Raw genomic sequence first — 25,700 nt, 5'->3', positions numbered from 1 at the left:
ATCAACACCCAAAAAAGGGCATAAAAATACCCAGTGATAAATACTCCTATCACTGGGTAAATAACTCCAATAGCCCCAAAACACTTATATGTTTTCGGGCATATAAAATTACATGATAAAAGTATTCTTAAACTGGGTACAAAAAACTAAGCCCCATATTAAAAGTGAAACGGGACTGCTACTTTTTGTTCCCACTATCAAATTGACAGTTTATTTAAGAATACCTTGCCGCATATTTATTAACTCCTTGTATAATACTGAATCTAATTATATTCCTTAACCCTTTATTTGTCAAGCTGACAAACTAAAGCAGAAAAAGCGGCAGGATTTCCCCCTGCCACTAATCATCTGTTTATGCAAAAATAATTTCCTTTTCCACAATCTCCCTCGCACAAGCCCTTATGTTATTGAGGCATCCTGTCCATTCTAAGGCGTTTTCTGCCTTTAGCTGTTCCGTTATGCCCTGTGCCTGTTTCATACCCTCTATGAGCCTTTCAAAGCGTTCCTGTGCCTGTCTGTTGATGTCGGCAAGGTAGGCGTTTAGCCTGCCGCTTGTAAGAAGATTGGTGTATGTAACTTTACGGTACTGTTTTAGATAATCTAAATGCCGTTGCCCCCAGATGCCTATTGCCTGTTCTTCTTCGGCGGGTACAGTTAAGCACGGTATCAAATAATCCCCTTGCCTTTCGTATTTGCCGCCCAGTTCCTCAAATAATGATTTTGCCATTGTCTGTTACCTCCACATTCTTTTTTATTTTGAATGTCCGCAAAATCCGTCCTACATCAGACGGTTTCCATGGACAGTCAAGGTGATGGAGAGCAATCAGTCTGTCCTGTACGTTGGTACCTGCACCGAGTTTTGGAGTGGAACCCATCAGGATTCTCACCTGTCCAGCCCGTACCTTTGCAAACAGTTCCGCTTTCTTTGCCTCCGTGTTGTATTCATGGATAAAAGCAATCTCTTCTTTCGGGATTCCCCTGGCAACCAGTTTGTTTCGGACATCATCATATACATTGAAAGTCCCATCCCCTTTTGGAGTAGACAAGTCACAGAAGATCAGCTGTGTTGTCCGGTCTGCTTTTCCCTCGTCCCATACCTGAAAAGCATTTTCCACACAGGTATTGACCTTGCTTTTTTCTGCATCCGGAAGGAGTTCATTTAATAGCCTCTGATCCAATGCACATTTTCTTCCGTCATTGGTAATCTTGAGCATGTTGTCCACCGTTGGATTCACAAGACCGGCTCTTACTTCTTCCGCACGTTCCGAAAAGGCACTGACCATTTCCTGCTGTTCTTCACTTGGTTTTAAGACTTCATTGATAAACTCTGCTTCCGGTACAGGAAGATTCAGCATATCCGATGTCTGAATATCCGCAGCTTCCTTAAAAATGGAGATCAGCTCTGGAAGATTAAAAAAACGGGCAAACCGTGTTTTCGCACGATAGCCCGTTCCTTCCGGTGATAATTCGATTGCGGTTACTGTCTCCCCAAACGTTGCCGCCCAGGAATCAAAGTGTCCCATACCCATACGCATGAGTGTGTCATACTGAAGATAACGCATGATAGTGTAAAGCTCGGTCATACTATTTGATACAGGAGTACCTGTAGCAAAGGTGATTCCTCTGCCGCCTGTCAGTTCATCCATATACCGGCATTTCATAAACATATCCGAACTTTTCTGTGCATCCGTCTGTGAGATACCCGCCACATTCCGCATTTTTGTATACAAAAAAAGGTTCTTAAAACTATGGCTCTCATCCACAAACAGCCGGTCTACACCCAACTGCTCAAAAGTTACTACATCATCCTTTCTAGTCTGGTCATTGAGTTTCTTCATCCTCGCCTGCAGACTCTTCTTTGTTTTTTCCAACTGCTTGATGGTATAATTCTGCCCTGCCTGATGTGCCGCTTCTTCAATGGAAAACGTAATATCTGCGATCTGATCTTCCAGCATGGCAATCTGCCGTTCTCTTGAAAGAGGGATTTTCTCAAACTGCGTATGGCCGATGATCACGGCATCATAATCCCCTGTCGCAATACGGGAACAGAACCGTTTTCGGTTTGCCGGCTCAAAGTCTTTCTTCGTTGCCACCAGGATATTTGCTCCCGGATAGAGACGTAGGAAATCACTGCCCCACTGCTCGGTCAGATGGTTTGGCACAACATAAAGATTCTTTTGTGAGAGTCCCAGCCGTTTTGATTCCATACCGGCTGCGATCATCTGGAACGTCTTTCCTGCTCCTACGCAATGAGCCAGTAACGTATTATTTCCATACAGCACATGAGCCACTGCGTTTTTCTGATGCGGCATCAAGGTGATCTCCGGGTTCATGCCGACAAACTGAATATGGCTTCCATCATATTCCCGTGGACGGATGCTGTTAAATCGTTCATTATAAATCTTACAGAGATCTTCCCGTCGGTGCAGGTCTTTAAATATCCACTCTTTAAATTCCTCTTTGATCAGCTCCTGCTTCTGCTGTGCCAGCATTGTTTCCTTCCGGTTTAATTCCCGGTGTTCCCCCTCGGCATCCTGTACCGTGTCATAAATCTTGGTATCTCTAAGGTTTAAGGCATCTTCCAAAAGACGGTAGGCATTGGCTCTCTGTGTTCCATAAGTGGAAGTGACAAGGGCATTTCCGTAGCTGTCCACATTCTTTCCCATAACATTCCATTGTCCGGTCACTTCGGCATACTGGACTTTGACCTTGCTCCCTACATAATATCTTGGTGTATGGAATGTCTCTGCCATGAACTGTGTGATATAGTTCTCTGAAATCCAGGTTGCTCCAAGTCTTGCCTCAATCTCTGACGCATCCAGATCTTTTGGCTGTACCTGCTCTAAATACTGCACATTCACCTGATATTCTGGGTGATCTTCTGCAAACTGTTTGGCGATCTGCAGTTTCTCTCTTACATTTCCAGAAAGATATTCGTCCGATGGCTCCCATTTTTCACTAATCGGATTCTTAAAGATTACCCCCGCCAGTTCTTCGGTAAGCTTCTCTTCTGTTTTCCCGGAAAGCTGTGCCATATAGGAAAGGTCAACGCCTGCCCTCTCACCGATAGAAACCGCAAGTGCTTCACTGGCAGTATCTACAGAAGTTACCGTTTCTGCCCTGCGGATTGTCCTTTTGGTAAAAATATCCGCTTTCCGTTTCAGTTCTCCCTTATCATCCAGAAATTCCAGAGAAGTCAAAAGACAATAGCTGCTGTCCTGGCTGAATGCCCGCTTATTGGCATTGCTGCTGATAAGACCATATTTTGCTGTAAAGGCATCATATTCTTCATTGAGTTTTTCCTGCAGCTTTGTGATCTGTTCAGCGCTTCCCTCTTCCATTTGACACTGGATCAGTTCATTCGTAACATCACGGATCTTCACCATCCCTTTGACACGTTCCGCTGTCATTGCCGGAAGCTCCATGCGGTTCATCACAGAATTTTCCCGGTAATAGACTTCATCATTCACTACGGTAAAACTGAAATTCTTTACCTCCGGGTCTGCCGGGATAGAGACAACATCCTCCTCCAGCTCTGTATCCGAAAGTTCCAGTTCCGTGATCGTGCCATGGATATTCTGGACGGCTTCTTTTAACTGTTCTTCTAAGGTAATTCCTTCTTTTGGTTTTACGGTCACTTCCTGCTTTCCATACTGGGTACTTTCTGTAGTAAACTCACCAAGCACCATTTCCGGATGCTCTGCAAAATAAGCATTGACTGAATAGCCTTCCTGTGTTTCCTTTAGATTTAACCATTCCGGTTCCTCAATGGATGGGATGCCCTGTCCCTTTTCTGGAAAAACAGAATATCAGAAACAACGCTGGTATTGGCATTTCTCTGGAATGCATTATTCGGTAATCGGATGGCTCCAAGCAGTTCTGCCCGGTTTGCGATATACTGTCTCACTGCCGGATTCTGCTTATCCATCGTTCCACTGGAAGTTACCACTGCAACTACGCCGCCCGGACGCACCAGATCAAGGGATTTTGCAATAAAATAATCATGGATCATAAAATGATGCCGGTCATATCTGCGGTCACTGACCTGATACGCCCCAAATGGAACATTGCCTATCACACAGTCGAAAAAGCTGTCCGGATAACTGGTTTCCTCAAATCCCTGTACTGCAATCTTATTTTTCTGGTAAAGCTGTTTTGCGATCCTGCCCGAAACCGGGTCAAGTTCCACACCATACATATTGGCTTTGCCCATACTCTCCGGGATCAGTCCCATAAAGTTACCGACACCACAGGACGGTTCCAAAATATTTCCCTGTTTCAGTCCCATATTTTCCAGTACTTCATACATACTTCGGATCACGGTCGGGGACGTATAAAAAGCGTTTAAGGTCGATGCCCTTGCTGCACTGTATTCTTCTGATGATAAGGTATTCTTTAATTCCAGATACTCATTCGCCCAGCTGCTGTTACTCTCCTCAAATGCCTGTGGGATGCCACCCCATCCAACATAACGGGATAAGATTTCCTGTTCTTCGGGTGTTGCCAGACGTTCTTCTTTCTCCAAAGTCTGTAACAAATGGATGGCTTCCATATTTGTTTTATACTTTGCCTTCGGACCGCCTGCACCAAGGTCATTATCCTGGATACGGAAGTTGTGTGGTTCTAACACAGCTTTTTCCTGTTCCTGACTTTCCGGAATATCTTCTTTGGCAGTAACCTCTTCCTCTTCTATTTCCTCTACATCTGACATATCTACTACGGTCGGTTCTGTTACCGACTTAGTATCTAAGAAATCAAACATGGTCATCTGATGACCAGACGGCCCCGCAAAGGATGGTTCTGCTTCCGGTGTTGGGAATATTGTGTAAGTCCCCTCTACATACTGATGAAGTTCCGAAAGAAGTTCTGTTTTCTGCTGATAGTTTGTCCCATATGCTTCAAAATCCAATGGCAGAGCTGCCAATGCCGCATCCATCTTCTGTAACAGTTCCTCTGTCTGCTCTGTTCCTTCCAACACTGCCATCAATTCTGCTCTCGACACATCCCCAAAAAAGTCATTGGTAAATGATCTGTCTATTCCTTCCGGAAGACGAGCATAAAAACTAAGTATCTTATTCGCCATCTGTTCCCGTTCATACTCCGACATATGGACATAATCTTCTGCCTGCAGGAACTGGTCATTCTTTATCAGATAGGATATTCTATTGGCAACTTTCTTCCAAGATAATGAAATTGAAGTATATGGACTATTATCATCACCTCTTGCAAGAAGCAGTCCTTTCCTATCATAATTTACATAAAACTCATCTACATCAGGCAGTGCATGAATCCTTTTATTGGTTCCATACTTTTCTTTAATAAAATCCGTTCTGGATTTTTCATTTTCATTTAACAAATAAAAAGAATAAGTTTTGAGCCTATCTTTTGAATAAGGGCCACCCCTTGCGAGAAAAGCATCTATCTCATCCTGGGTAATGAACATCTGATGTTCTTTCCATGCAAACCCATCTCTTGCCTGATAAGGGATGACCTCCGCAGCAAACTTCTGAAACTGCTTTGAGATATTTATCGGATTATAGTGATGGAAACGCATAAGAGAGCTGTCCATTTCATAGGCTTCTGCCAGTGCATCCAGTCTCTCATTCAGTTCCGAAAGCCACTGGGGATCTTCTATTTTTTCTTCTAAATAATCCGTGATCTCTGGATAAATACTGCGAAGATGTGGTAAGTCCTCTTCGTCAAAGACAATCTCCGCTACTCCTTCTGCCATATCCCCTTTCATATAGGCAAGAGCCTGGGCGTGTTCTTTTACTGCATTACTTCTTGCCGCATCCAATACAGACTGTGGTGCATATTCACCCTGGTCTAAAAGCTGATGGATACGTCCGCTGACATCCTCCCATGATAAAAATGCCTTATCTAAGATATGGTCTGTAACCGTATGCCCCACTGCGATCTGCATCCCAGTTTCATCAAACCAGACTGAATATTCATTTCCATCAATCTGAAAGCCTTTTCCACCTTTACGGTATTCACGCTTTACAAACTCCGTATATTCCTCCGGTGTCTGTTCGCTCATGAAATTATAGATGATCCGGAGCTGGCTGGCTTTCCGGTTTCCTCCTGTCCGTAAGATCTCATCAACAACTTCCTCTGGAATCGGGATTTCTCCGGCATAAAGGGCAGCTGCCCTTTCCTCGATCTGCCGTCTTTGTTCATTTGCGGTTGGATATTCGGGCAAAGATAAAGCAGAGGCGATCTCTTCCTCTGCTTTACTCAATCCATCTTCTCTTGTATCTTCGACTAACTGTATACCAATTCCGTCAAGATGCTCTCTTCCGCTGTTGCCATCAGTGCGTTCATGTGTGCTGTCCATGCCATCGGATCTGCTTCCTTGTCCGGTGCCGGATTCTTCTCCAGTAATTTCTCCATCTGGCTGTCCATTCTCTCCTGTGCTGCTTTCTCGATCTGTTCCAGATGGCTGTTCAGCTTCCCGGTTAGGAACAGGCTCTGATAAAGGCTGTTCTTGTGTTCCTTCAGAAATGTCCTCCGCAGCATCCCGTATTTCCCGATCGTCACTTCTTCCTCTTCGACGGTCAGATTCGGAAACAGGTAATCTCCCTTGCGATGATATGTCAGTTCCATAATCGGTTCCTCCTTCATTTTCAATATTTTCTTCTTTTTTCGTTTCTGCATCCCGGTTTTTAGTTTCACGCATTAACGTGGTAAAGTTATTATAATTCCTTTCCTTTGAAATTTCAACCTCTTTTCTCGCTTCTTCCAGAGAAATTTTATGTACAATTCTTCCAATATCGATCAGAATACTCTCACTGAGCTGACTCACTGCATTTCCAAGGAATGTAAGGGCAGACAGATGGTTGTAATCTGTGATGTGCATGAAATCCTCTTCTTCCAGAAGTTCCATTGGCTCAATCCCACATCGTCTGGAAAGCATATAGTAAACACTGTCTGTTACCAGCTGGCGGAAATCACTGCGGATCGTCACCTCATCCAAATCTTCCAGATAAGTATTTTCTACTGCATATTCCAATCCATCCAGATATTCTTCCAGATTGTCACTGACCATCTCCCTTGCGACCGCCATCAATGCGTCCTGCAAGGTTGCCGTATCCTTTTCTTCCAGACCATAGACCTCTTCCAGATGCGTAAGGATCTCTTCTCTCTGGTGTTCCTGCATCTGCCACAGATACGGGCTTCTGCCTCCGGCTACCATGTGGGTGTCCGAAATATCAAACACATAACGAAGTTTGGTGTTCTGCCAGGTTTCATCAAACAGGGCAATTCCTCTTGCACCACGATTTACCCAGCGTAACATCTTTTCATTCCATAGTTCCAGTGATGCACAGGCTGTTGCGTCTGGACGCTGTGCATGGATCAGAAGCTGGTCTGAAAAAGAATACCGATATAACCTTGATGCTGTGTCCATATAATCCATCCAATCCCCTGGCGAACTGCTCACTGATACGGCATGTTCCTGTATCAAGTTTCGGATGTCCTGTAGTTTAGACATTTAACTTCCCTCCTGTCAATAAAAAACAGCCTACTCTTTTTAGAATTGGCTGCATAAAATGTACTTTACTTTTCGGAGAGAAAATGCTATATTCTAATTGAAAAGAGTAACCGCCCACAAGGTGGATGCTCCTGGATTAGGTTTTAATTTATTTTGCTCTCAAAGAGAGCTGCCTATCCTGTTGGCAGACAGGGTAGGCTATTTTTTTCGCTTGTTGTCCCTATTATCCAAATAGGCAAGCAAAGCAATCAGAAACGTACCGCCTAAGAACAATAAGCTCAAGACTTCGTATGTATCCATTCGCTCCACCTCCCTTCTTCTGTATCCCTTAACGGGATCTGAAAATCCAGGAGGTTTTTACCAACCCTGTACACGGTTACTCCAGTAATATTCTAACAGGTAACTCTCCGCAAAGCAATTCCTTTTTACTTCATACGGTTTTATATTCTGTTTTTCTCTTATCCTCTGGCCAATGCAGTTTCCATTCCAGATATTCCTCTTCTGTGATTCTTCCATCGCCCAGTTTCTGCTTTTTCCCCATCCATTCCTGCAGATAAGACATTGTTTTTTTATCCCTCATTGTGATTCCAACTGTTTCACTTTCTGAATCATTTAGCAGGAACAGATGAAAAAGCCCTCTATTTTCTTCATCCATCCAGAATAAAGTTTCCATTAATTCGTCCATTGTCGCAATTCCAGGACTTAAAAAATTTCGGACATCAACTTCCAATATTTCTGCTATCCGGATAAGCGTTTCCTGCTTCGGTGTACGCTGTCCACTTTCATATTGGGCGATTCTCACATCCGCACTACTTTCCCCATATCCTAATCTGCGTCCCAATTCCTTTTGAGTTATGTTGCGAAACATACGGATTTTTCTTATTCTTGCTCCTAATTTCAATTTCTTCTCCTTTTCAAAATGGGGCTGTGCAGTAACCACAGCCCCAGAACACTATTTATATTATCATTTGCGTTTTCTCTTAACTGTCACTACAGTTCCCAGACATCCTGCTGATACTGCAAGTGCCAGCACAAAAATAGCAATATTTGTATTATCTCCTGTTTTTGGTGAATTGGATACAGAAGCCGCATCAGAACCATGGGAACCAGGAGTGCTGACTCCCTGGTTTTCTGATGTTTCCGGAGTGTCTTTTTCCGGAGCTTTCTTATTTGTCAGATCCAGAGTATATTCAATCACAGGAGTACGGTCATTGACATATTCAAACTGAATCTTATGCTCGGTTTCATCAAGCTGATAGCCATCCAGTGTTTTTGTTTCTTTCAGGATATATGTGATTGCTTTTTTATACTGCCCATTCTTAAAAGTCGCAATCGGATAATTCTTTGATTCTGCATGACCAGCACTGTCTGTTACCAGAGTTTCCAGAACTTTACCTTTGCTGTCACAAAGGGCAAATTCTACACCTTTCATTGGCTTCTTGGTATCTTTATCCGTTTTATTTAAGATTACCTTGCCCATTGCCTGTTCATCTTCCATTTTGGCTCCCTGAACATCTCCGGTGTCCTTAACCTCAAATGTCACTTTATTTGCCACAATATAGCCTTTCGGTGCTGTTTCCTCCAACAACGTATAAGTGCCGACTGAAAGTTTCTCTACATAATGGGGCTGATCACCAGATGTCCAGCTTTCCATAACTTCCTGGTTTTCATTAAGAATATACAGTTTAGCACCTTTGACCTCGCTGCTTCCATCTGTCATATCAACTTTACTGATCAGAATTTTTGTTGTATCATCCTGCATTTCTACTTTCTGTATATCTGCAGTATTTTCTACTACAAACGTAATGGATTCTGCAGTTGCATAACCATCAGCAGGAATTGTCTCTGTTAATGTATATTTCTTTCCAACTTCCAGTTCCTTAATGATGTGTGGTGTGCTTCCGGAAGTCCACTCATCCACAACGTTTCCCTCTGAATCGGATACTTTCAGTTTTGCACCTGGTAATTCTTCCCCGGTTGTAATATCTGATTTTGTGATTTCAAAAGTAGTTGGCTCATCTTCATAAGTGAACTCAAAGGATACTTCTGCAACCTCTTCTCCCGCATAAGCAAAATCAAATTCCTTGATTTCTTCTGTTGTCACAAATCCAGCAGGAGCCTGCACTTCTTTTACATAGTAGTTGCCATTGATTGGAAGATCTGCCGTAAATACAATCCTTCCATCCTGATCCGTAGCTTTCTGCTCGATCATGGTATCTGCTTTCAGGATTACTTCGCCTTCTGCATTTAAAATATCATTCTTTGTATAAAGTGCAAATACTCCGCCTTCCAGAACACGGTCTGTATTTTTTTCTTTCTTAACTACAGTTACTTTTGCTTTTTGGCGGTTATTCTGCCAGTCCTCATCATAAGTCACAACCGGAGTATTCTGATCACGATAAGTCAGATCAACCTCTCTGATTTCTCCATCCAGAACATATCCATCCGCCGTCTCTTTTTCCTTTACATAATATTTGCCTAAAGGAAGATCTTCTGATCTTGCATATCCAAGAGCATCTGTCGTAATTGTTGCTACCAATTCGTCCTTTTTATAATAATCACTGCTTTCCCCATCTGCAGCCTTGATATCCTCCGCTGCATAAATTTCAAAAGTAACATCTTTCAAAGAACCTGTAACATAGCCAAATGCTGCGTCCATGCCGCCTGCCAGCATATCTTTCCAGGTAACTTCCTTGACAAATTCACCTTTTTTATTGATGATGATTCGTCCAACCGGAACAGCATCCTTCATTTCTACTTTTTGAACATCTGCAGTATCAGAAACTGTAAATTTCACTTCCTCCGCCTGCAGATAACCATATGGTGCAAACTCTTCCCGAAGTGTGTAGGTTTTTCCCACATGGAGTCTTTTTATTACATGAGCTTTTCCTTTTACAGAAGTCCATTTTTCTACTTCTTTTCCGTCTGAATCCAAAACCGTCAGTGTTGCTCCGTCAAGTTCCACACCTGTTGTAATATCTGATTTCGTAAATTCAGTTGTTGTCGGCTCATTCTTAAAAACGGTTTCCAGTTTTACTGTTTTTACTTCCTGTCCCTGATATTTCGCAGTCACCTCAATCTGCTCATCTGAAGATACAAAACCATCTGGTGCTGCCAGTTCTTTTATATAATAAGTTCCAAATGGCAGATCCTGCTCAAAAACAGTTTTTCCATCTTCACCTGTTACCGCTTTTGTAAGCAGTTCGTCTGCTTTTACCAGTACCTTATCCCCTGCTTTTATATCCTCTTTTGCGTAAAGACCAAACTCTGCTCCAGAAAGCCCTTTCTCATTTTCAGCATCTTTTTTCACAACTGACACTTCTACTTTCTGGCGGTCATTTATAAACTCTGCACTCTGTGAGATCACTGGTGTATTCTGGTCTGCATAGACGAAAGAAATCTTCTGTTCTTCTTCATTTAATACAAATCCCTCCGGTGCAGTCTTTTCTACAACTTTGTATTCTCCTAGAGGCAGATTATCAAGCTCTGCTTTTCCGGATTCATCCGTTGTCAGTTCTGCAACTTTTTCACCCTTTGCATATTTCAGGATTCTTTTTCCTGTATCATCTTTCTGGAAATCTGCTGTATAGATATCCTCTGCAGCATATACTTCATATACTGCACCGGAAAGGTTTTGAACTTCATACCTAAAATCATTCTTATAGGTCGAAAGAACCTCTCCTTTTTTCTGTACAGTGAGTTTTCCTTTCACCGAATGGTCCTCATATACCACTTCAATGACCGCATCACCTGAAACCGGATCCGTCTGATACAGGGTATTGGTATCCACCTGTATTTCGACATAATTTTTGTTAATGGTATAACCGTCCGGTGCTGTTACCTCTTCGATTCTATAATGACCAATTTTTAAATTCTGAGGCAGTATCAGATATCCATCTATATCTGTGAAATATGAGGTATGTGTAACAGTTGTCGGGTATGTAGTTACCTGCTCTACATATTTTTCATGATCCATATCATAAATTTTAAACTCTGTTCCCGGAATTAAAACTGATTTTTTAGTCTCATCATCCTGTTTGATGATTTTCAGTTTTGCAGAAAATTCTTTGTCCAAAAGAACTCTCCATGTCTGCGGCTCTGTTGGTTTATTCTCTGTAATCCGGACAATAAAATCATCTACAGGTTTGTAATTATGGGGTGTTGTAGTTTCTCTCACCAGATATGTTCCATATGGAATTGCAATGGATTTTACATAACCTTTCTCATTTGTAAAAATTTCTGTTGCTCCATTTTCACCGATCACAACCGGCTCTGCAGAGGAAAAATCATAATTTCCATCCTCTTTTACCACCAAAGAAGATACCAAATATGCACTAAATCCAGCTCCGGATAGTAATGCAGCATCTGTGTCTCCATTATTGGCAGCTTTAATAAGTTCAAACGGCTGTTTCTTCACCGTTTCCAGTGAGGTACACTCTTTTTCTACAACCGCTGTCAGATCACCTTCATCACTGCATACAAGATCATATTCATGCTCGTCTGCCAGATATCCTACGGATGGGGTAATTTCCTTGATGTAATACTCTCCAAGATAAAGATTCTCTATCCTTGCTTTTCCTTCTTTATCGGTAGTTAGCGTACCAATCTGGCTTCCGGCTTTATAAATAACGCCTGTCTTTCCATCTGGATGGGTAATGTCGTTTCTTGCATAAAGTCCATACACCGCATTTTCCAGGGAAGCATCTCCCTGTGCCTTATTTTCTTTTGTCTCGGCATCTTTTTTATTCAAAGAGATTGCAGCACTGACCCTGTCATTCACAAAAGTATGACTGAAAGAAATTTTTGCCTGTTCATCATTGGTATAACTGAATTGGAAAGAATAAGTATCTTTCTCATTTCTGACATAACCAGCCGGAGCCTGGACTTCTTTTACATAATAAGAAAATCCCACTGGAAGATCTGCTTTAAATGCTGCTTTTCCATCAGTACCAGTAATTGCAGTCTCAATCAGAGCATCTTTTTTTACTGCTACTTTTCCATCCACAGTTTTCATATCCTGCGCTGCAAACAGAGCAAAATGCCCTCCGGATAGTGTATTTTCAGTATCTTTGTCTTTCTTTATCACCTGCACCACTGCTTTCTGACGGTCATTTGTAAAGGTAGTCTCTGAGAAAGCCGCTTCTGCAGTCTGCCCTGCATAAGAAATGGTTACTTTTTTTGTTTCTTTTGCATTATAAAAATTTTCCGGGGCCTGTGCTTCTGTTACATTATAGCTTCCAAGCGGAAGATTCTTTACCGTTACAGAACCGTCCTCACCTGTGATCAGATTTTTCGCTACTTCTGCGCCTTTTTTGTAAACTGTTTTTCCACCTGCTGTTACAATATCCTCGGCAGCATATACGTTATAAACGGCTCCTTTCTGACGGCGTTTCTCGTACTGGAATGAAGTTCCATTTTCATCAGATACAGCTCCTACAAAAACTTCTCCCTCTTTATAAACGGTCAGATTTCCTTTCTGCTCTTTGTCCGTTACAGTCTGTTTGGTTGTACTGCCAACTACTAATTTCACTCCATACGAAGAAGCCTGGACAACATAACCTTCCGGTGCTGTAATCTCTTTTAAGTAAACAGTATCCTGTGTCTTGGTAAGAGTTACACGTGAAGAACCATTGCTGTCTGTTGGCGGCATCTTAACAATCAGCTTTGTGCAGGCGTTATCACTATATACCCCATACACGGCTCCAGCTAGATTTTTTCCAGTATCTCCATCTTTCTTTGTAATTTCAATAACTGCTTCTTCCGGCCAGTCAACTGTAATCTGCAGGTCAGAGGAATCTGTATAGTAGCCAAAACCAATGTCCTGTGAACTCTCCAGTTTTAAAAGCATTGCATGGAAATCCAGGGGAAAATTGGAAGTGATCGCATACTTTCCTTTCAGACTGCCCATATTGGCTGTTGTAGCTACAAGATGGAATTTCTCTCCACCCTTTACAGTGACATTTCCAGATGCCGTTTTTCCTGTGGTTTCATTAACAAGGCTTACTCCGTTCTCCAGATGAATGGTAATGGTAAATGCTTCATTTGCCTTCCAGGTAAAACTTTCAGTTTCCTTTCCCGTTGCATTAACGGAAAGTCCTGGAAGAAGTTTCATTGCTGTCGGATCAGGCATTTTAGCAAGAGCTGCTTTAATCTCTTTCAGCATATTTTTAGCGGTTGTAGAAAGCGCACCTCCAAATCCGGATTCGCCATCATATAAATAGTCAACCAGGTAATGCTGCATGGCTCTTGTCTCAGAACTGCATCCATATTTTTCCATAATGGATTTTACATTATATCCATTGAATGTATGTCCCCATCCTGGACCGCCATATCCATAGAATAAGGCTTTTCTCAAATATTTATCATCTCCGCCTTCATCCAGTTCAACCATATTTTTATATGTTGTCCCACTTGGAGGTGACTGCATGGAGTGCTGCATACAATACGCATTTACTGTATAAGTCTTTCCGCCTGCTTTGTAACGAACATATTTGTAGCTGTCATTTCCACCCTGTCCCATAACTGTATCAAACGGATGAAGCTGGCCATCTGAATAATAGTAATATTTATTTGCTTCAATATTTGTTGCATCATCCCATGGAGTATCGGTTGCAAGTAACATGATACCGTTTTCTGCCTGATCCATGGAAACACTTAGATCAATGTCATCTGCTGGCATTTCAAAACTGAATTTATCCGATTCTTCGTGATAAGTCACCTCAGAATACAATAAATCTTCTGTATTCTCTGTCTGGTTTGCCTGTACTTTTGTTGTTCCTACTGCAATTAAGCTGCCTTGCGGCATATCTCCGGAAAAAACAACGGTTTCTCCTGGCTGATACTGTCCATCTTCATGGTTCAGCTCAATATGAAATTCCTCTCCACGAACAATATTTACCTGATAATTTCCATCTGCATCTTCTGTTTTCTCTGTTCCATCTGTAAAAGAGTCGTCTGTCGCCTCTGGCATTTCTTCCGGATCTGTATCTGTAATTTCTTCAAATGTGCTGTCTGTATCCGGATTATCATCTATGGCAGGTTCTTCTGTTGAAACTTCCTCAGACGGGTTTTCCGGGATTGGTGTATCTATTGGCTCTTCCTCAACCGGAATTTCTGTCGGAGTTACTTCTTCATAGATTTCATCCTCTGACGGAATTTCTACATTTACCTCATCCTGCACAGGTTCTTCACTCTCTGCAGTGCCTATGGCTGGTTCCTCGCCTTCTGCTTCATTCTCATCTTCCTGGTTGCTTACAGATTCCTGATTCTCAGATTCAGCAACCTGCACCACCGCTTCCTTTACAATCAGCTTACGATTGATCTGATAAATTGGGTGGCCACTTACTGGCTCTACATAATAAACAGCTTTGTATGTATCTTCGTAATCTGTTGTAAAGTCCTGCTTTTCCTCATTTTTTGCCTCATGGAAAGTGATCTTCACCTTTTTTTCATCTGGTATTTCCAGTCCGGTAAAATCTTTCTCCACTTCAAAAATACTGCCTGTTTCCAGTTCCAGATCTTTTGCTTTTACCACCTCATCTGCATCAAGTTCATTTTTTACCGCTTCGTATAACGGTGGCTCTTCTGGCACTGGCACTACATCTGCCGCATAGGACAGTATTGGAGATAGCATTGTAGATAACACTGTAAGCATTGCCAAGAATCCCGACAAAAATCTTCTCATATTTTTTTTATTCTTCATTCTTTTTTCCTTTCTTCCGTTCCGGGAAAATCAACTGAAACTTTGGATTTCCGGTTTCTGAAACCTCCATCTTTATAGTTGCTTCATACTTCCTTTTTGTTTTCTCTGATACCAGATCTTTGAAATGCACCTGCTTCTCACTCAGCAGCTTCCTGACAGTTGCTTCATCAAGTGTTTTTCCTTGACTCTCAAAAAATCGGTTATTTTTCCATAAAGTAAAACTGCAATCACTTCCTGAACAATAATAATTTCTCTTTCCCACATAAACCTTATTGTCGCATCTTGGGCATTTTCCAATTTCTTTCCGACCATCTGAAAATAGTTTCTGGTATTCTTCCACTGGCTGTCCATTATCACTTACCAATTTGGTAACCATTTTTTCAATTTCGAAGAGAAATTCTTCTACATTTTTCTGGCCTCTGGAAATCAGTGTCAGATCATTTTCCCATTCTGCTGTAAGTTTTGGTGATTTGATCATTTCCGGAAGAATCCTGATCAGATTTCTTCCATCTGCTGTAGGTAATATCTGCTTCTTTTTACGCTCAATAAAGCCTTTCTCAATCAGTTTTTCAATAATCGCTGCCCTGGTAGCCGGAGTTCCAAGCCCTTTTCTCTCTGCGTCTTCTATCGTATCCGAGCTTCCAGCGTGTTCCATGGCACTAAGGAGCGTATCCTCCGTATAATGTTTCGGCGGTGCTGTAAAATGTTCACTAAATTTTACAACAACACATTCAAATACCTGTCCTATTTTTATATCTGGAAAATCACTTTCCTCCTCTTCTGGCTTTTCTGCATTTTTCCCATATGATTTAAAGAACCGTTCTTCCACTTCTTTCCATCCATATTGGAGAACATTCTTTCCAGATGCAGTAAACAGTTCTCCATGACAGGAAATTTCAGTCTTAATACTCTCATATATGTATTCCTGTTCCGATGCACATAATAACTTTGATGCAATCAGCATGAGAATTTCCTTTTCTCCACCCGGAAGTGCTTTTAAATCCATGTTTGTAATTTCTACCGTTGGTATAATTGCATGATGATCTGATACCTTTTTACTGTTCAAAAGTCTCTTTATATCTGGTTCTGAACCCTTTATTGACATTTCAGGAAACATACTATTTACTGCCCCGACAACCAGAAGAGCATTTTCTTCCATATCATCTGTAAGATATTGGCTATCCGTCCTTGGATACGTCACCAGTTTCTTCTCATAAAGGCTTTGGGTATAGTCCAAGGTTTGCTGTGCCGTAAATCCAAGAAGACGATTTGCTTCCCTCTGTAATGTGGTCAGATCATATAATTTCGGCGGCTGTACCTTTTTCTTCTCTTTCTTTACTGAAAGAATCTGTGCAGTTTCATCCTTCATATCCTCCATCATCTGAACGGCAGCACTTTTCTCTTTTATCCGGCTGCTTACAGCATCCAATCCATCCATCAGAAGATGAACCAGATAATACTTCTCTTTCTGGAAGTTCTCGATGCTCTTTTCCCGTTCCACCAGCATTGCAAGTGTAGGTGTCTGCACCCGACCTACAATCAACCGATGGTGATACAGTACCGTAAACAGTCTGGTGGCATTAATTCCTACCAGCCAGTCTGCTTCACTTCGCGCCACTGCAGAATAATAAAGATCATCATATTCATGTCCATCTTTCAGCTGCTGAAATCCTTCCAGAATTGCTTTTTCCTCCATGGAAGAAATCCACAGTCTTTTAAAGGGAAGTTTACATTCTGCCTGGTTATATACCAGACGGAAAATCAACTCCCCTTCTCTTCCTGCATCTGTTGCACATATAATTTCTGTGACATCTGCTCTGTGAAGCAATTCCTTTAAAATCCGAAACTGCCCTTTGGTACTTTCTTTGATCTGATATTTCCAATTCTCCGGGATCATAGGAAGTGTCTCATATCTCCATGCTTTCCAGTCATCCCGGTACTGATCCGCACTAGCCAGTTCAATCAAATGCCCAATACACCAGGAAACCAGATATTCTTTTCCTTCCAGGTAGCCATCTTTTACGTTTGTGGCATGAAGCACCTTCGCAATGTTTCTGGCTACGCTGGGTTTTTCCGCAATTACAAGCTGCAATTTTCAATCTCCTTTCTGCACCTGTCGCTGTAATTAAGTGAAACAAAGTTATTCCTCTGATTCTTCGTCTTCTACTTCACCTTCCATTTCATATTCTTCTAATTCTTCATCATCCTCACGAATTGTATCTTCTTCCTCCTCATCGTCGTCCTCGTCCTCTTCATAATCAAAAGAAGTATTTCTTCCTTTCATAAATTTCCAATAATAGTAAGCACCACAAACTCCTGCCAGAACCAGCAGCATTAATAAAATCGTGCCGGAATTATTGCTTTTCTTCTCAGGTTCTTCCTTTTCTTCCGGTATGATCGTAACTTCTGGTTCCGGTGTCTCTGTGATCTTCTCTGTTTCAAGTGGCAGTGCGGATTCTGCAATAGCCTGGTTCTGTGGAAGTGTGACCATGTTGGTATCCGTAAAGTTCAAAAGATCATTTTCGCCTACCTCTGTAAGAAGATAAACATTTTCATCCGTTTTATCCTTATCTACAATCAGATAAAAAACCTTATCACTTTTTGTCTTGATCGTATAAAATTCCTTTCCCCCTTTGTCCTGAACTGTTCCTGTTGTCATGCCGGAAGCAGAACTTTCTCCCTGCACCCGTCCGGTATCTGCTTCTGTATCCGTTTCATTTCCTGTGTTTTCTGGTTCTGTTGGTGCAGTAGCAGTCTCGTTCGTTGTCTGATGTTCCGTTACGGTTGCCGTAGCACTGGTGGGCTTACTTGCAGTTCCATCGGCTGGCAAAGAAGCTGCATTCTGCTCCGTTCCGGAAACCTCTGTATTCTCTTTTACTGCATCTGGATTTTCATAATAAGGGTTTCCTACTTTATAGATCTCTGACATATTTCCTGCTTTGTCTTTTGCCTGCAGGGTAAAGTATTCATAGGAAGTATCCGCTTTTTGCAAACGGACATTTAACGTATTATTCGTCAGTTCTGTGAATTCATTTCCATTGACATACAAAGCAGCAATTCCCGATTCCGCATCAACTCCCTGCACGATCAGTATCCCATTCTTCGCAGCCGCAATAATAGTTGGTTTGGTTTTATCAAAACACTCTATGTAACGATTCTGCTCATAAGTATTTCCATTCTGATCGGTAACTCTCACATAAACACTACAATTAGAAGAGATGGATACTTCCATATTTCCGGTTATGTCTGACCATCCTCCATTTTCTGAAAGTCTTGCTTCTACTTTTGCAATAGAAAAAGCACCTGTATTCTTTGTATCTTCCACTTGAATTTTTACGGTTGCCGTATCTGTCTGCCAGCCTTCGGGTTCTGTAAAGGTAATCCCTACTTCTGGTGTTTCCGTCACATCATTTCCTGCATCTTCCTGTGCCTGTTCCACTGGATCTGCATGAATTTCAACTTCTGATCCATCTGAAAAATCAACATCTTCCGGGCTGCTTTCTTCTGATGATTCCACTTCTACATTATCTGCCCATACAGTCAGACTTCCGGGCGAACTATAAAAGAAAGCTCCTGCCGGAAGTCCTGCTAACGTAGCTGCGGTTAAAAATACAGCTGCTCTTTTATGAAATTTCTTCATTTTCTGTCTGCTCCTTTTCTCTGGTTTCCAATATCTTTTTTTGTTCCTCCTTGCTGATATCAATCATCAACTGAAGTTCCTCTGCGGAAACTCCATTGCTTCGGATAATTTTCAGATACTCCATATCCTCTGCCTGTTTCTTCTGTTCTTCCAGATCCCTTGCTTTTTTCTGTAGCTTTTCAATCTTAACGTAGGTTCTTGCAAGTTCTTCTTTTATTCGTTCAATGTTCAAATACGCCCCTCCTTATGGCCTGCCAAAAGCATAAAAATGAGACTGCCAGTATGCAGAATTAATGGACGTATACTGAATTGGATTTCCACAATGGATCATCTGTCCATCTCCGGCATAAATTCCTACGTGGGTAACCGGCTCTCCCGCATCATACGTCCCAGTGAAAAAGATAATATCTCCTGGCCTTGCTTCTTCTGGTGATACAGGCATACAAATGTCATAAATTCCCTGTGCAGTAAGTCTTCCCATATTGCAGACACCCGAATTGGTAAACACATAGCTTACAAAACCAGAACAGTCAAAAGAAGTCTCCGGGCTGGAACCGCCCCATACATACGGCATACCAAGATATTTGTCTGCTTCCGCAAATAATCTCCGCACAGTCTCATCATCATAACTGCCGCCTCCACCATACAGCCCGCTATCTCCGGTACTGATATAAAAAACAGGATTATAATATTCCCCATCTTTGACCAGTTCCAAATATAACTGGCTTCCGGTTGCACTTCCTGTACTTCCCGTTGTACCAATTACAGTATCTGTTGTTACTTCCTGACCATTTGCTACCGAAATGCTCTGCAGATAAGCGTATTTAATCTGCACACCTTTTTTATCCTGCGTAACTACATAATTTCCAAAAGTTCCGCTATATCCTACATCTACAACAAAACCATTCATCGCTGACTTCACTTCTGTCCCCTGTCGTACATTAACCGTCACACCTCTGTGAAGTTGTGTCTGCCCGGTTCCATTGTTTACAGAATACCCATAATAGGTACTGATATAGGCATACCAGTTTAACTCAACCGGAGTTTTATATGTCTGTAAATTTCCTCTGTTGGAATAGACCTCTTCATAAATTTCCTGCTCATCCTCTTCCATTCTGGACAGAATAACACTTCTAAGCGGTTTTGCCTGAACAGAAACATTCAGTACATCTGCAGTTACTGTACGGGTAACTTCCACAGAGTTCTGATTGCCCTCTGCCAGAAAACATTCCCAGGTCTGATGACCATGTGCCTCAGCTACTGCGTGATTATCATAATAAACATCAAACTGGACACCATACTGGGCAAAGTTTCCAGTATCTTCTACGGTGTACTCAATCCCATTCATCACTACTTTCGTCCCCATTGGAAGAAATGGGTTTGCAGCATCAACCGCAAGCGTATGATTAGCCTGTGGCATTGCCCCTGAAGCAGTTGGTCCTCCACTCCACACGCCACAGCAGATAGGACAGTTACAGTATCCACTGGTCACAACATTTCCCAATGACTGCCCTACCTGTATTGTAGATGTTTCCTGCCGGGTTTCACTTTTTTCCTCTACGGTGATTCCGTACTGTAAAGAAAAAATTGTTTCCAGTTCTCCTTTTATCTCATCAAACTTAAAATCCCCATACCTGGCAGTCAGATAACTGATCAATGTATGGGGATCATGGCCGATTTCACCAATGTTATATCTGTATTCATCTTTTCCTGGATACCGGGCTTCCATCTGGTTTATTTTCTGTTGAAGACTGGCTTCCAACTGCGTATAATACAACTCTGCTTTTTCAATTTCGTCCGGATCCGCAATGTAACTGGAAGCGATTACCGTAGAAATTCCATTAGAAAACATAGCCGAACAGGAAGCAAATCCTGTCATTACGGAAAGAAGCAAAATCAATAACAACCCCATTGAGATCAGAGTAGTTACATTTCTTACAAATACTTCCTGTGCCTTTCTTGCAATTTTAGTAGCAAGATTTACTGACCGGATTGAGGTGTCTTTTGTTTCTTTTGCAATCTTCCCAGCCCGGTATGCCATCTGATACTCTCGCTTAATCCTCTGCTTCTGTATTAATTTTCTGATCAGCTTTTTCTGCATCTCTGGATGTTCTTCCAGATATTTCTGATATTGATACCTGGATGCACTCTTCCAGGCTCTTTGCTCTAAACGGTTTTCTTTATGTATCTGACTGCGGTTCTTCCGGATATTTCTACTGCTATGTTCCTGTAATATCCACTCACCTGAACGCACCAGCTTATGTGCTGCATCTACAGCACTGTTTTCCTCTTCGTCTTCGCCTGCTTTCTGATATACTGCATTTTTTAATGCTTTCTTTGGAACAGAAGACAAGGTTTTCTTTTTACCATCCGTTTTCCCTGTTTTTTTGTCGAAATATAAATGGTACTTTACCTTTGCTTTCTGTTCCTCATTTGTTTTCTTGGTATAAACAGAATCTTTCGGAATTTTGTTCTGCCTCTCAGCTTCCTGTTTTCTTGCAGCCTTATCCACTTCCTGATAAGTTTTTATTGTTTTTCGGCTATATTTCTGCTTTCCTTTTTTTCGGTTTGTAGAAACATCATTCTTCTCTGCCTGAAAATGTCCTCCATCTGTTTCAGCCGAAGTTTTCTTTTCTTTCTTCAGACTTCCATCTGTCTCCAGTTTTCCAAACTGCAGTCTCTGCTGTTTCTTTTTCTGTCGCTGATACTGGCTCCTGTGTTTTTCTTTGCGCTCACGTATTTCTACCGCTGAATCCACAGATACACCTGCAGGCTTGTCCCGATATCTGTACCGTCCCTGTGTTTTTCGTTTTCCCGGAGGACTGTTTGCAGCCTCTTCTTTTTTGGCAGGATTTCCCTCCTGAACTTTTTCGGAAAATTGTTTCTTTTCAGCTTTTTTATGAGAGTTTTTCTTCTTTTCAGAAGTAATAAATGCCTGTTCTACATCCTTCTGTTTATAAGGCAACTCCTGATCGCTGTTTGTAACTTTTCTGGTCTCCTTTGTTGCAAGATTTTCCTCAACCAGACCATTTCTGGTCATACGGCTGACTTTCTTCTCTTTCGCCGTATATTTTTGTTTTCCCAATGTACCTCACCTCTGCTTTTTTGTCCGTTAAGTCTGAATCTCATCCGGTTTAGTACTCATCAAAGCATAGGTTCTGGTATCCTGCGGATATCTGTCTGCAAAAGGTATGATTACATTTCCGTAAAAAAGCAGCCCTTCTCCTGCATTACTGTTATTTACAAAAGAAATCTGATGCTTGGAAATATTCAATTTCTCCGCAAGGATCTTCTGATCCCCGCTGTGCTGATTTAACATCAGGATAAAATCACTGTTTCCCACAATACTTTCTACTGCCAGAGAGCCAAGAAAATCTGTTACATTCTGACTGATTCCTGTAATGATTCCACCCCACTTACGAAATCTCTTCCACATTTCAATAGAATAATTAGCAGTCTGTGGCTGGTTCAGCAAAAGGTGAAATTCATCCACATAATAACGGGTTGATTTCCTGCGACTGCGGTTCTGTGATACTCTTGTCCAAACCATATGCTGGACAATCAACATCCCTGCTTTTCGTAGTGTGGTTCCAAGTTCCCGGATATCAAAGCATACCACTCTGTTCTGCGTATCGACATTACTTCGATGGTTAAATACATTCTGCGATCCTGTTACATACAACTGCAGACTGTTGGCAATGTTCTGTGCTGCTGGTTTATCTGGTGCATAAAAGTTCAGACGTTCATAGAAATCCTGCAGAGTCGGCATATTTTCCGGTTTTGGATCATTGTAAAGATATTTTTTATAAATGTCTTTTACACACAGGTCAATCATGGAAACCTCATCACCATTTAATTCTGCATTTTGAGGTTTCTTCATAATGACCTCGCAGAAAGATGTGATAAACTCTGCTTTATCAGCAATAATGGTATCAATATCCTCCACATCGCCATTAATCCTGTATTTCTCCGGATGATAAATAACATCCAGGTTCACTTCCATAGGATTGATGTAATCATTACTTTTTGCACTGATTTTAATAACTTCACCATTTAAGGCATTTACCAGCGGAAAATATTCTCCCTCCGGGTCACAGATAATAATGTCATCGTCTGTAATCAGGAAAACATTGAGAATTTCTCTTTTCGTTGCAAAACTCTTACCGGAACCAGGAGTACCCAAAATCAGGCCGTTAGGTGTTTTCAATCGTTTCCGATCCACCATAATGAGATTGTTTGACAGTGCATTTAAGCCATAGTAAAGAGCTTCACCGCCTTGGAAAAGTTCCTGTGTGGTAAACGGAACAAAGATTGCTGTAGAAGTCGTAGTCATAATTCTCTGTATTCCAGTCTGGTTCATTCCCAGTGGTAGTGATGCCACAAGTCCCTGTTCCTGCTGATATTGAAGTCTCCGTATATTGCAATTATATTTCTGGGCGATTCCTGCAGTCTGATACACAATATTGTCCAGTTTTCTCTTATTGTCCGCTGTATTCATCAGCAAAAAAGTAAGTTCAAAAAGTTTCTCATTCCTGGACTGGATTTCATTGAGCAATCCCTCCACATCCTCTCCGTATGTAGAAATGTCCGTTGGAATAATATCCATATCATATCCGCTTCTGACCGCTTTCTTCTGTTCTTCAATTTTCATTTTCTGAATATTTGACAGCGTACTTTTCAGGCTTTTAATAGCTGCCTTGGGATCAATTGGACGCAGGTGCATATTGATGATAAGATTCTCTTCCAGATCCAGCAGATCTGCCAGCAGTTTATCCGTAAGTTCTGGTGATGTAATCTGTAAATATGACACGCATCCAAAAGTCTGTCCCATCCGAAAATAGCTGTCATTGCGAAAATCAAATCCGGTAGGTGCAATAAAGTCTTTTGTCTGCAGACCTGTTTTTGCAACCATCCCATAATGGAAATGGAAAGATTCTTTTGTGTCCATATTCATCACATCATGCAGAATTTTCAGACGTTCTACCCCATTTAAAGGCTCTGCCATGGCTCCCATCACCTTAAAATTATTCAACACACTGGCTTCAATTCTCTCCAGCCTGGATTTTGCATTTCGCAGATTATCCGCCTTAATGGAAAATGTAATATATTTTGTTTTTACAAGCCCATTATTTCCTTTGGAAAGCTGCATTTTCAACATATCCGAATATTCTTTCCGAATATCATTGAAACAGTCATCCTGCTCTGGAATATCAATATTTTTTGCATACTCATCAAAATTCACCTGTTGATTAAGAAATGTAATTTGTACCTCAACAGAGCTGTCAAATGAATTCAGGAACTCACAATAGTTCTCAAAAATAGCCGCTTTATCATCATTCTGCGCTAACTGGTAATTTATATCGTAGAACTGCACCATCTTTGAATAATAGTTATCATCTGTCCTGCTGATACCATCCTTATATATTTCCTTATATGGAATCGTATCCTGCGCTGTAAAAGGCTTCCTCTTCTTCTGATTCTCCGCTTTTATCATCCGAAGTTCTTTCAGACGCTTTTTTTCTTCTTTCGTAAGTCCGGTTTTCTGTTTCTTATTTTTTTCGGTCTGCTTTTTTAAGGAAATGGAACGGATTTCTCGCTTCCCTGGCTTCTTTTGCCTTTTTCTCAAGCCATGCACCCTCTTTCTCTAATTTATCGTACTCTATAATCCGGTCATATAAGTTTTGGGAACGATAGACCCTGATTCCAGGTCTTAAAAATTTCTGCCGGATAATGTGAAGCAATATTTTCTCTGCTGGAAATCCATCCTTTTCATACATTGCAAAAAAGAAAAATGGCAGCATCACTATGATCATAAGCGTTGCTGCCACATCTGTTCCCAGTCCTGCTTTTGTCAGCAAATAGACCGGAACACCACAAATTCCTGCCAGAGAAAAACATATAATTTGTCTTTTAGTTAAATTCAGTGCTAATTTTGTCTTTATTTTTGAAAAATCTTTCGGCACTGGAACATATGCCATATTCTTGTTTCCTCCTAATGTGCATTGAAGATTGATTTTGCCAGGGAACTGGTCTTAAACAGGCTGAAACATAAAATAACTGTATATGCTGCAACTGACCAGATAGCTGTATGAAGATTATCCGCAACTGTAATAGCATTTACCAGAACTGCATAAATCGCAACACATACCATCATAAAAAATCCCTGGAATCCCAACGCTAATAATGCCTTCACGTAATTATTTCCAATACTTCCCCATTCCCTGTTCGTAAATGTTGAAAACGGAATAGGTGCCACAGAGACATAAAGATATATTTCTATCATTCGTCCATATAAAATGACGGTAATCAGGACTGATATGATTTTTAGACATAAACTGACCAGCATCGTTTCCAGACCAAGCCCCAGTAATTCTCCGATTCCCATATCTTCAATCTGCGTTTCAAGAAGCGTTTTCAATGCTTCTGTAACATCAATAGATGCGGAACCGGTTATCATACCGCCAGCATTGGATACCACATGATTCGCTACATCAAAAATTGCCATCGCAATATCAAAAGTATGAGTAACCAGATATACCGCTACCCACATCTTAAAAATGTATTTGAAAAACATAAACGTATCCGTATCGTGCATATTGTTTTTTTCCATAATCATGGAAATCAGCTCATAACACAGTACAAATGTAATAATCATCCCCGCAATGGGGACAATGACATTATCCGACAGATTTTTTATCATGGAAAAAATGCCACTGTTCCAATTTTGGGGTGTTTTCCCAACCTCTGTAGCAATCGTTTCTACTTTGGTATTTACATCGGTGAACATGGTATCCAGGTTTGATGTGATCCAGCCTGTTAGCAGATCCTTTATGAACTCTGTTATTTTTTCGGTTATTCCACCCATT

The 25,700-nt window shown here is 41.4% G+C and carries 11 protein-coding genes and 1 pseudogene; all 12 read right to left on the bottom strand.

The genetic code is table 11. The features are described from left to right. Window positions 1-352 precede the first annotated feature (352 nt). Complete coding sequence (locus NQ503_RS05720; RefSeq protein WP_001129922.1) at window positions 353-727, bottom strand: TnpV protein; 375 nt, start codon at window positions 725-727, stop codon at window positions 353-355. Beyond that, window positions 708-7,492: pseudogene (locus tag NQ503_RS17880) on the bottom strand (DEAD/DEAH box helicase family protein). Before NQ503_RS17880 ends, NQ503_RS05720 begins: the two are co-directional and overlap by 20 nt. Before the next feature lie 198 nt (window positions 7,493-7,690). Further along, window positions 7,691-7,792 (bottom strand): putative holin-like toxin, encoded by a 102-nt coding sequence (locus NQ503_RS05695; protein ID WP_015524590.1) that lies wholly within the window; start codon window positions 7,790-7,792, stop codon window positions 7,691-7,693. Window positions 7,793-7,922: 130 nt separating this feature from the next. Further along, window positions 7,923-8,393, bottom strand: a complete 471-nt coding sequence (locus NQ503_RS05690; RefSeq protein WP_044925916.1) for a helix-turn-helix domain-containing protein — start codon at window positions 8,391-8,393, stop codon at window positions 7,923-7,925. Window positions 8,394-8,456: 63 nt separating this feature from the next. Then, window positions 8,457-15,194 carry a SpaA isopeptide-forming pilin-related protein gene (locus NQ503_RS05685; protein ID WP_005426555.1) on the bottom strand — a complete coding sequence of 2,246 codons (6,738 nt, stop codon included), beginning with the start codon at window positions 15,192-15,194 and terminating at the stop codon, window positions 8,457-8,459. Beyond that, window positions 15,184-17,286: a DNA topoisomerase 3 gene (locus NQ503_RS05680; RefSeq protein ID WP_044925917.1), complete on the bottom strand. Its 2,103-nt coding sequence runs from the start codon at window positions 17,284-17,286 to the stop codon at window positions 15,184-15,186. Before NQ503_RS05680 ends, NQ503_RS05685 begins: the two co-directional genes overlap by 11 nt. A 48-nt stretch (window positions 17,287-17,334) precedes the next feature. Beyond that, a complete protein-coding gene (locus tag NQ503_RS05675) occupies window positions 17,335-18,834 on the bottom strand; it encodes a CD1107 family mobile element protein (protein WP_005426557.1) in 1,500 nt (499 codons plus the stop codon). Beyond that, window positions 18,818-19,066, bottom strand: coding sequence for a DUF4315 family protein (locus NQ503_RS05670; protein ID WP_021652602.1), 249 nt, complete (start codon window positions 19,064-19,066; stop codon window positions 18,818-18,820). The genes NQ503_RS05675 and NQ503_RS05670 overlap by 17 nt, the downstream gene beginning before the upstream one ends. A gap of 12 nt (window positions 19,067-19,078) precedes the next feature. After that, window positions 19,079-21,919 (bottom strand): CD1108 family mobile element protein, encoded by a 2,841-nt coding sequence (locus NQ503_RS05665; RefSeq protein ID WP_049940438.1) that lies wholly within the window; start codon window positions 21,917-21,919, stop codon window positions 19,079-19,081. A 27-nt stretch (window positions 21,920-21,946) separates the two neighbouring features. Beyond that, window positions 21,947-24,328 (bottom strand): VirB4-like conjugal transfer ATPase, CD1110 family, encoded by a 2,382-nt coding sequence (locus NQ503_RS05660; protein WP_005426561.1) that lies wholly within the window; start codon window positions 24,326-24,328, stop codon window positions 21,947-21,949. Between the two features lie 55 nt (window positions 24,329-24,383). After that, entirely contained in the window at window positions 24,384-24,812 is a 429-nt protein-coding gene (locus NQ503_RS05655; protein ID WP_005426563.1) for a PrgI family protein, read from the bottom strand. A 14-nt stretch (window positions 24,813-24,826) separates the two neighbouring features. Then, window positions 24,827-25,699, bottom strand: coding sequence for a VirB6/TrbL-like conjugal transfer protein, CD1112 family (locus NQ503_RS05650; protein WP_005426566.1), 873 nt, complete (start codon window positions 25,697-25,699; stop codon window positions 24,827-24,829). Window position 25,700 lies beyond the last annotated feature (1 nt).

Origin of the sequence: Blautia obeum ATCC 29174 (genome assembly GCF_025147765.1) — a bacterium.
Classification (GTDB): Bacteria; Bacillota; Clostridia; order Lachnospirales; family Lachnospiraceae; genus Blautia_A; species Blautia_A obeum.
Note: the sequence above shows the minus strand (reverse complement) of the source record. Positions and strands in the feature narration are given on the sequence as shown.

Excerpts from the sequence above, each read along its gene's own strand:
- NQ503_RS05685 (WP_005426555.1), bottom strand. The coding sequence starts at position 15,194 with ATGAAGAATAAAAAAAATATGAGAAGATTTTTGTCGGGATTCTTGGCA.
- NQ503_RS05650 (WP_005426566.1), bottom strand. The coding sequence starts at position 25,699 with ATGGGTGGAATAACCGAAAAAATAACAGAGTTCATAAAGGATCTGCTA.
- NQ503_RS05695 (WP_015524590.1), bottom strand. The coding sequence starts at position 7,792 with ATGGATACATACGAAGTCTTGAGCTTATTGTTCTTAGGCGGTACGTTT.
- NQ503_RS05720 (WP_001129922.1), bottom strand. The coding sequence starts at position 727 with ATGGCAAAATCATTATTTGAGGAACTGGGCGGCAAATACGAAAGGCAA.
- NQ503_RS05660 (WP_005426561.1), bottom strand. The coding sequence starts at position 24,328 with ATGATAAAAGCGGAGAATCAGAAGAAGAGGAAGCCTTTTACAGCGCAG.
- NQ503_RS05675 (WP_005426557.1), bottom strand. The coding sequence starts at position 18,834 with ATGAAGAAATTTCATAAAAGAGCAGCTGTATTTTTAACCGCAGCTACG.
- NQ503_RS05655 (WP_005426563.1), bottom strand. The coding sequence starts at position 24,812 with ATGGCATATGTTCCAGTGCCGAAAGATTTTTCAAAAATAAAGACAAAA.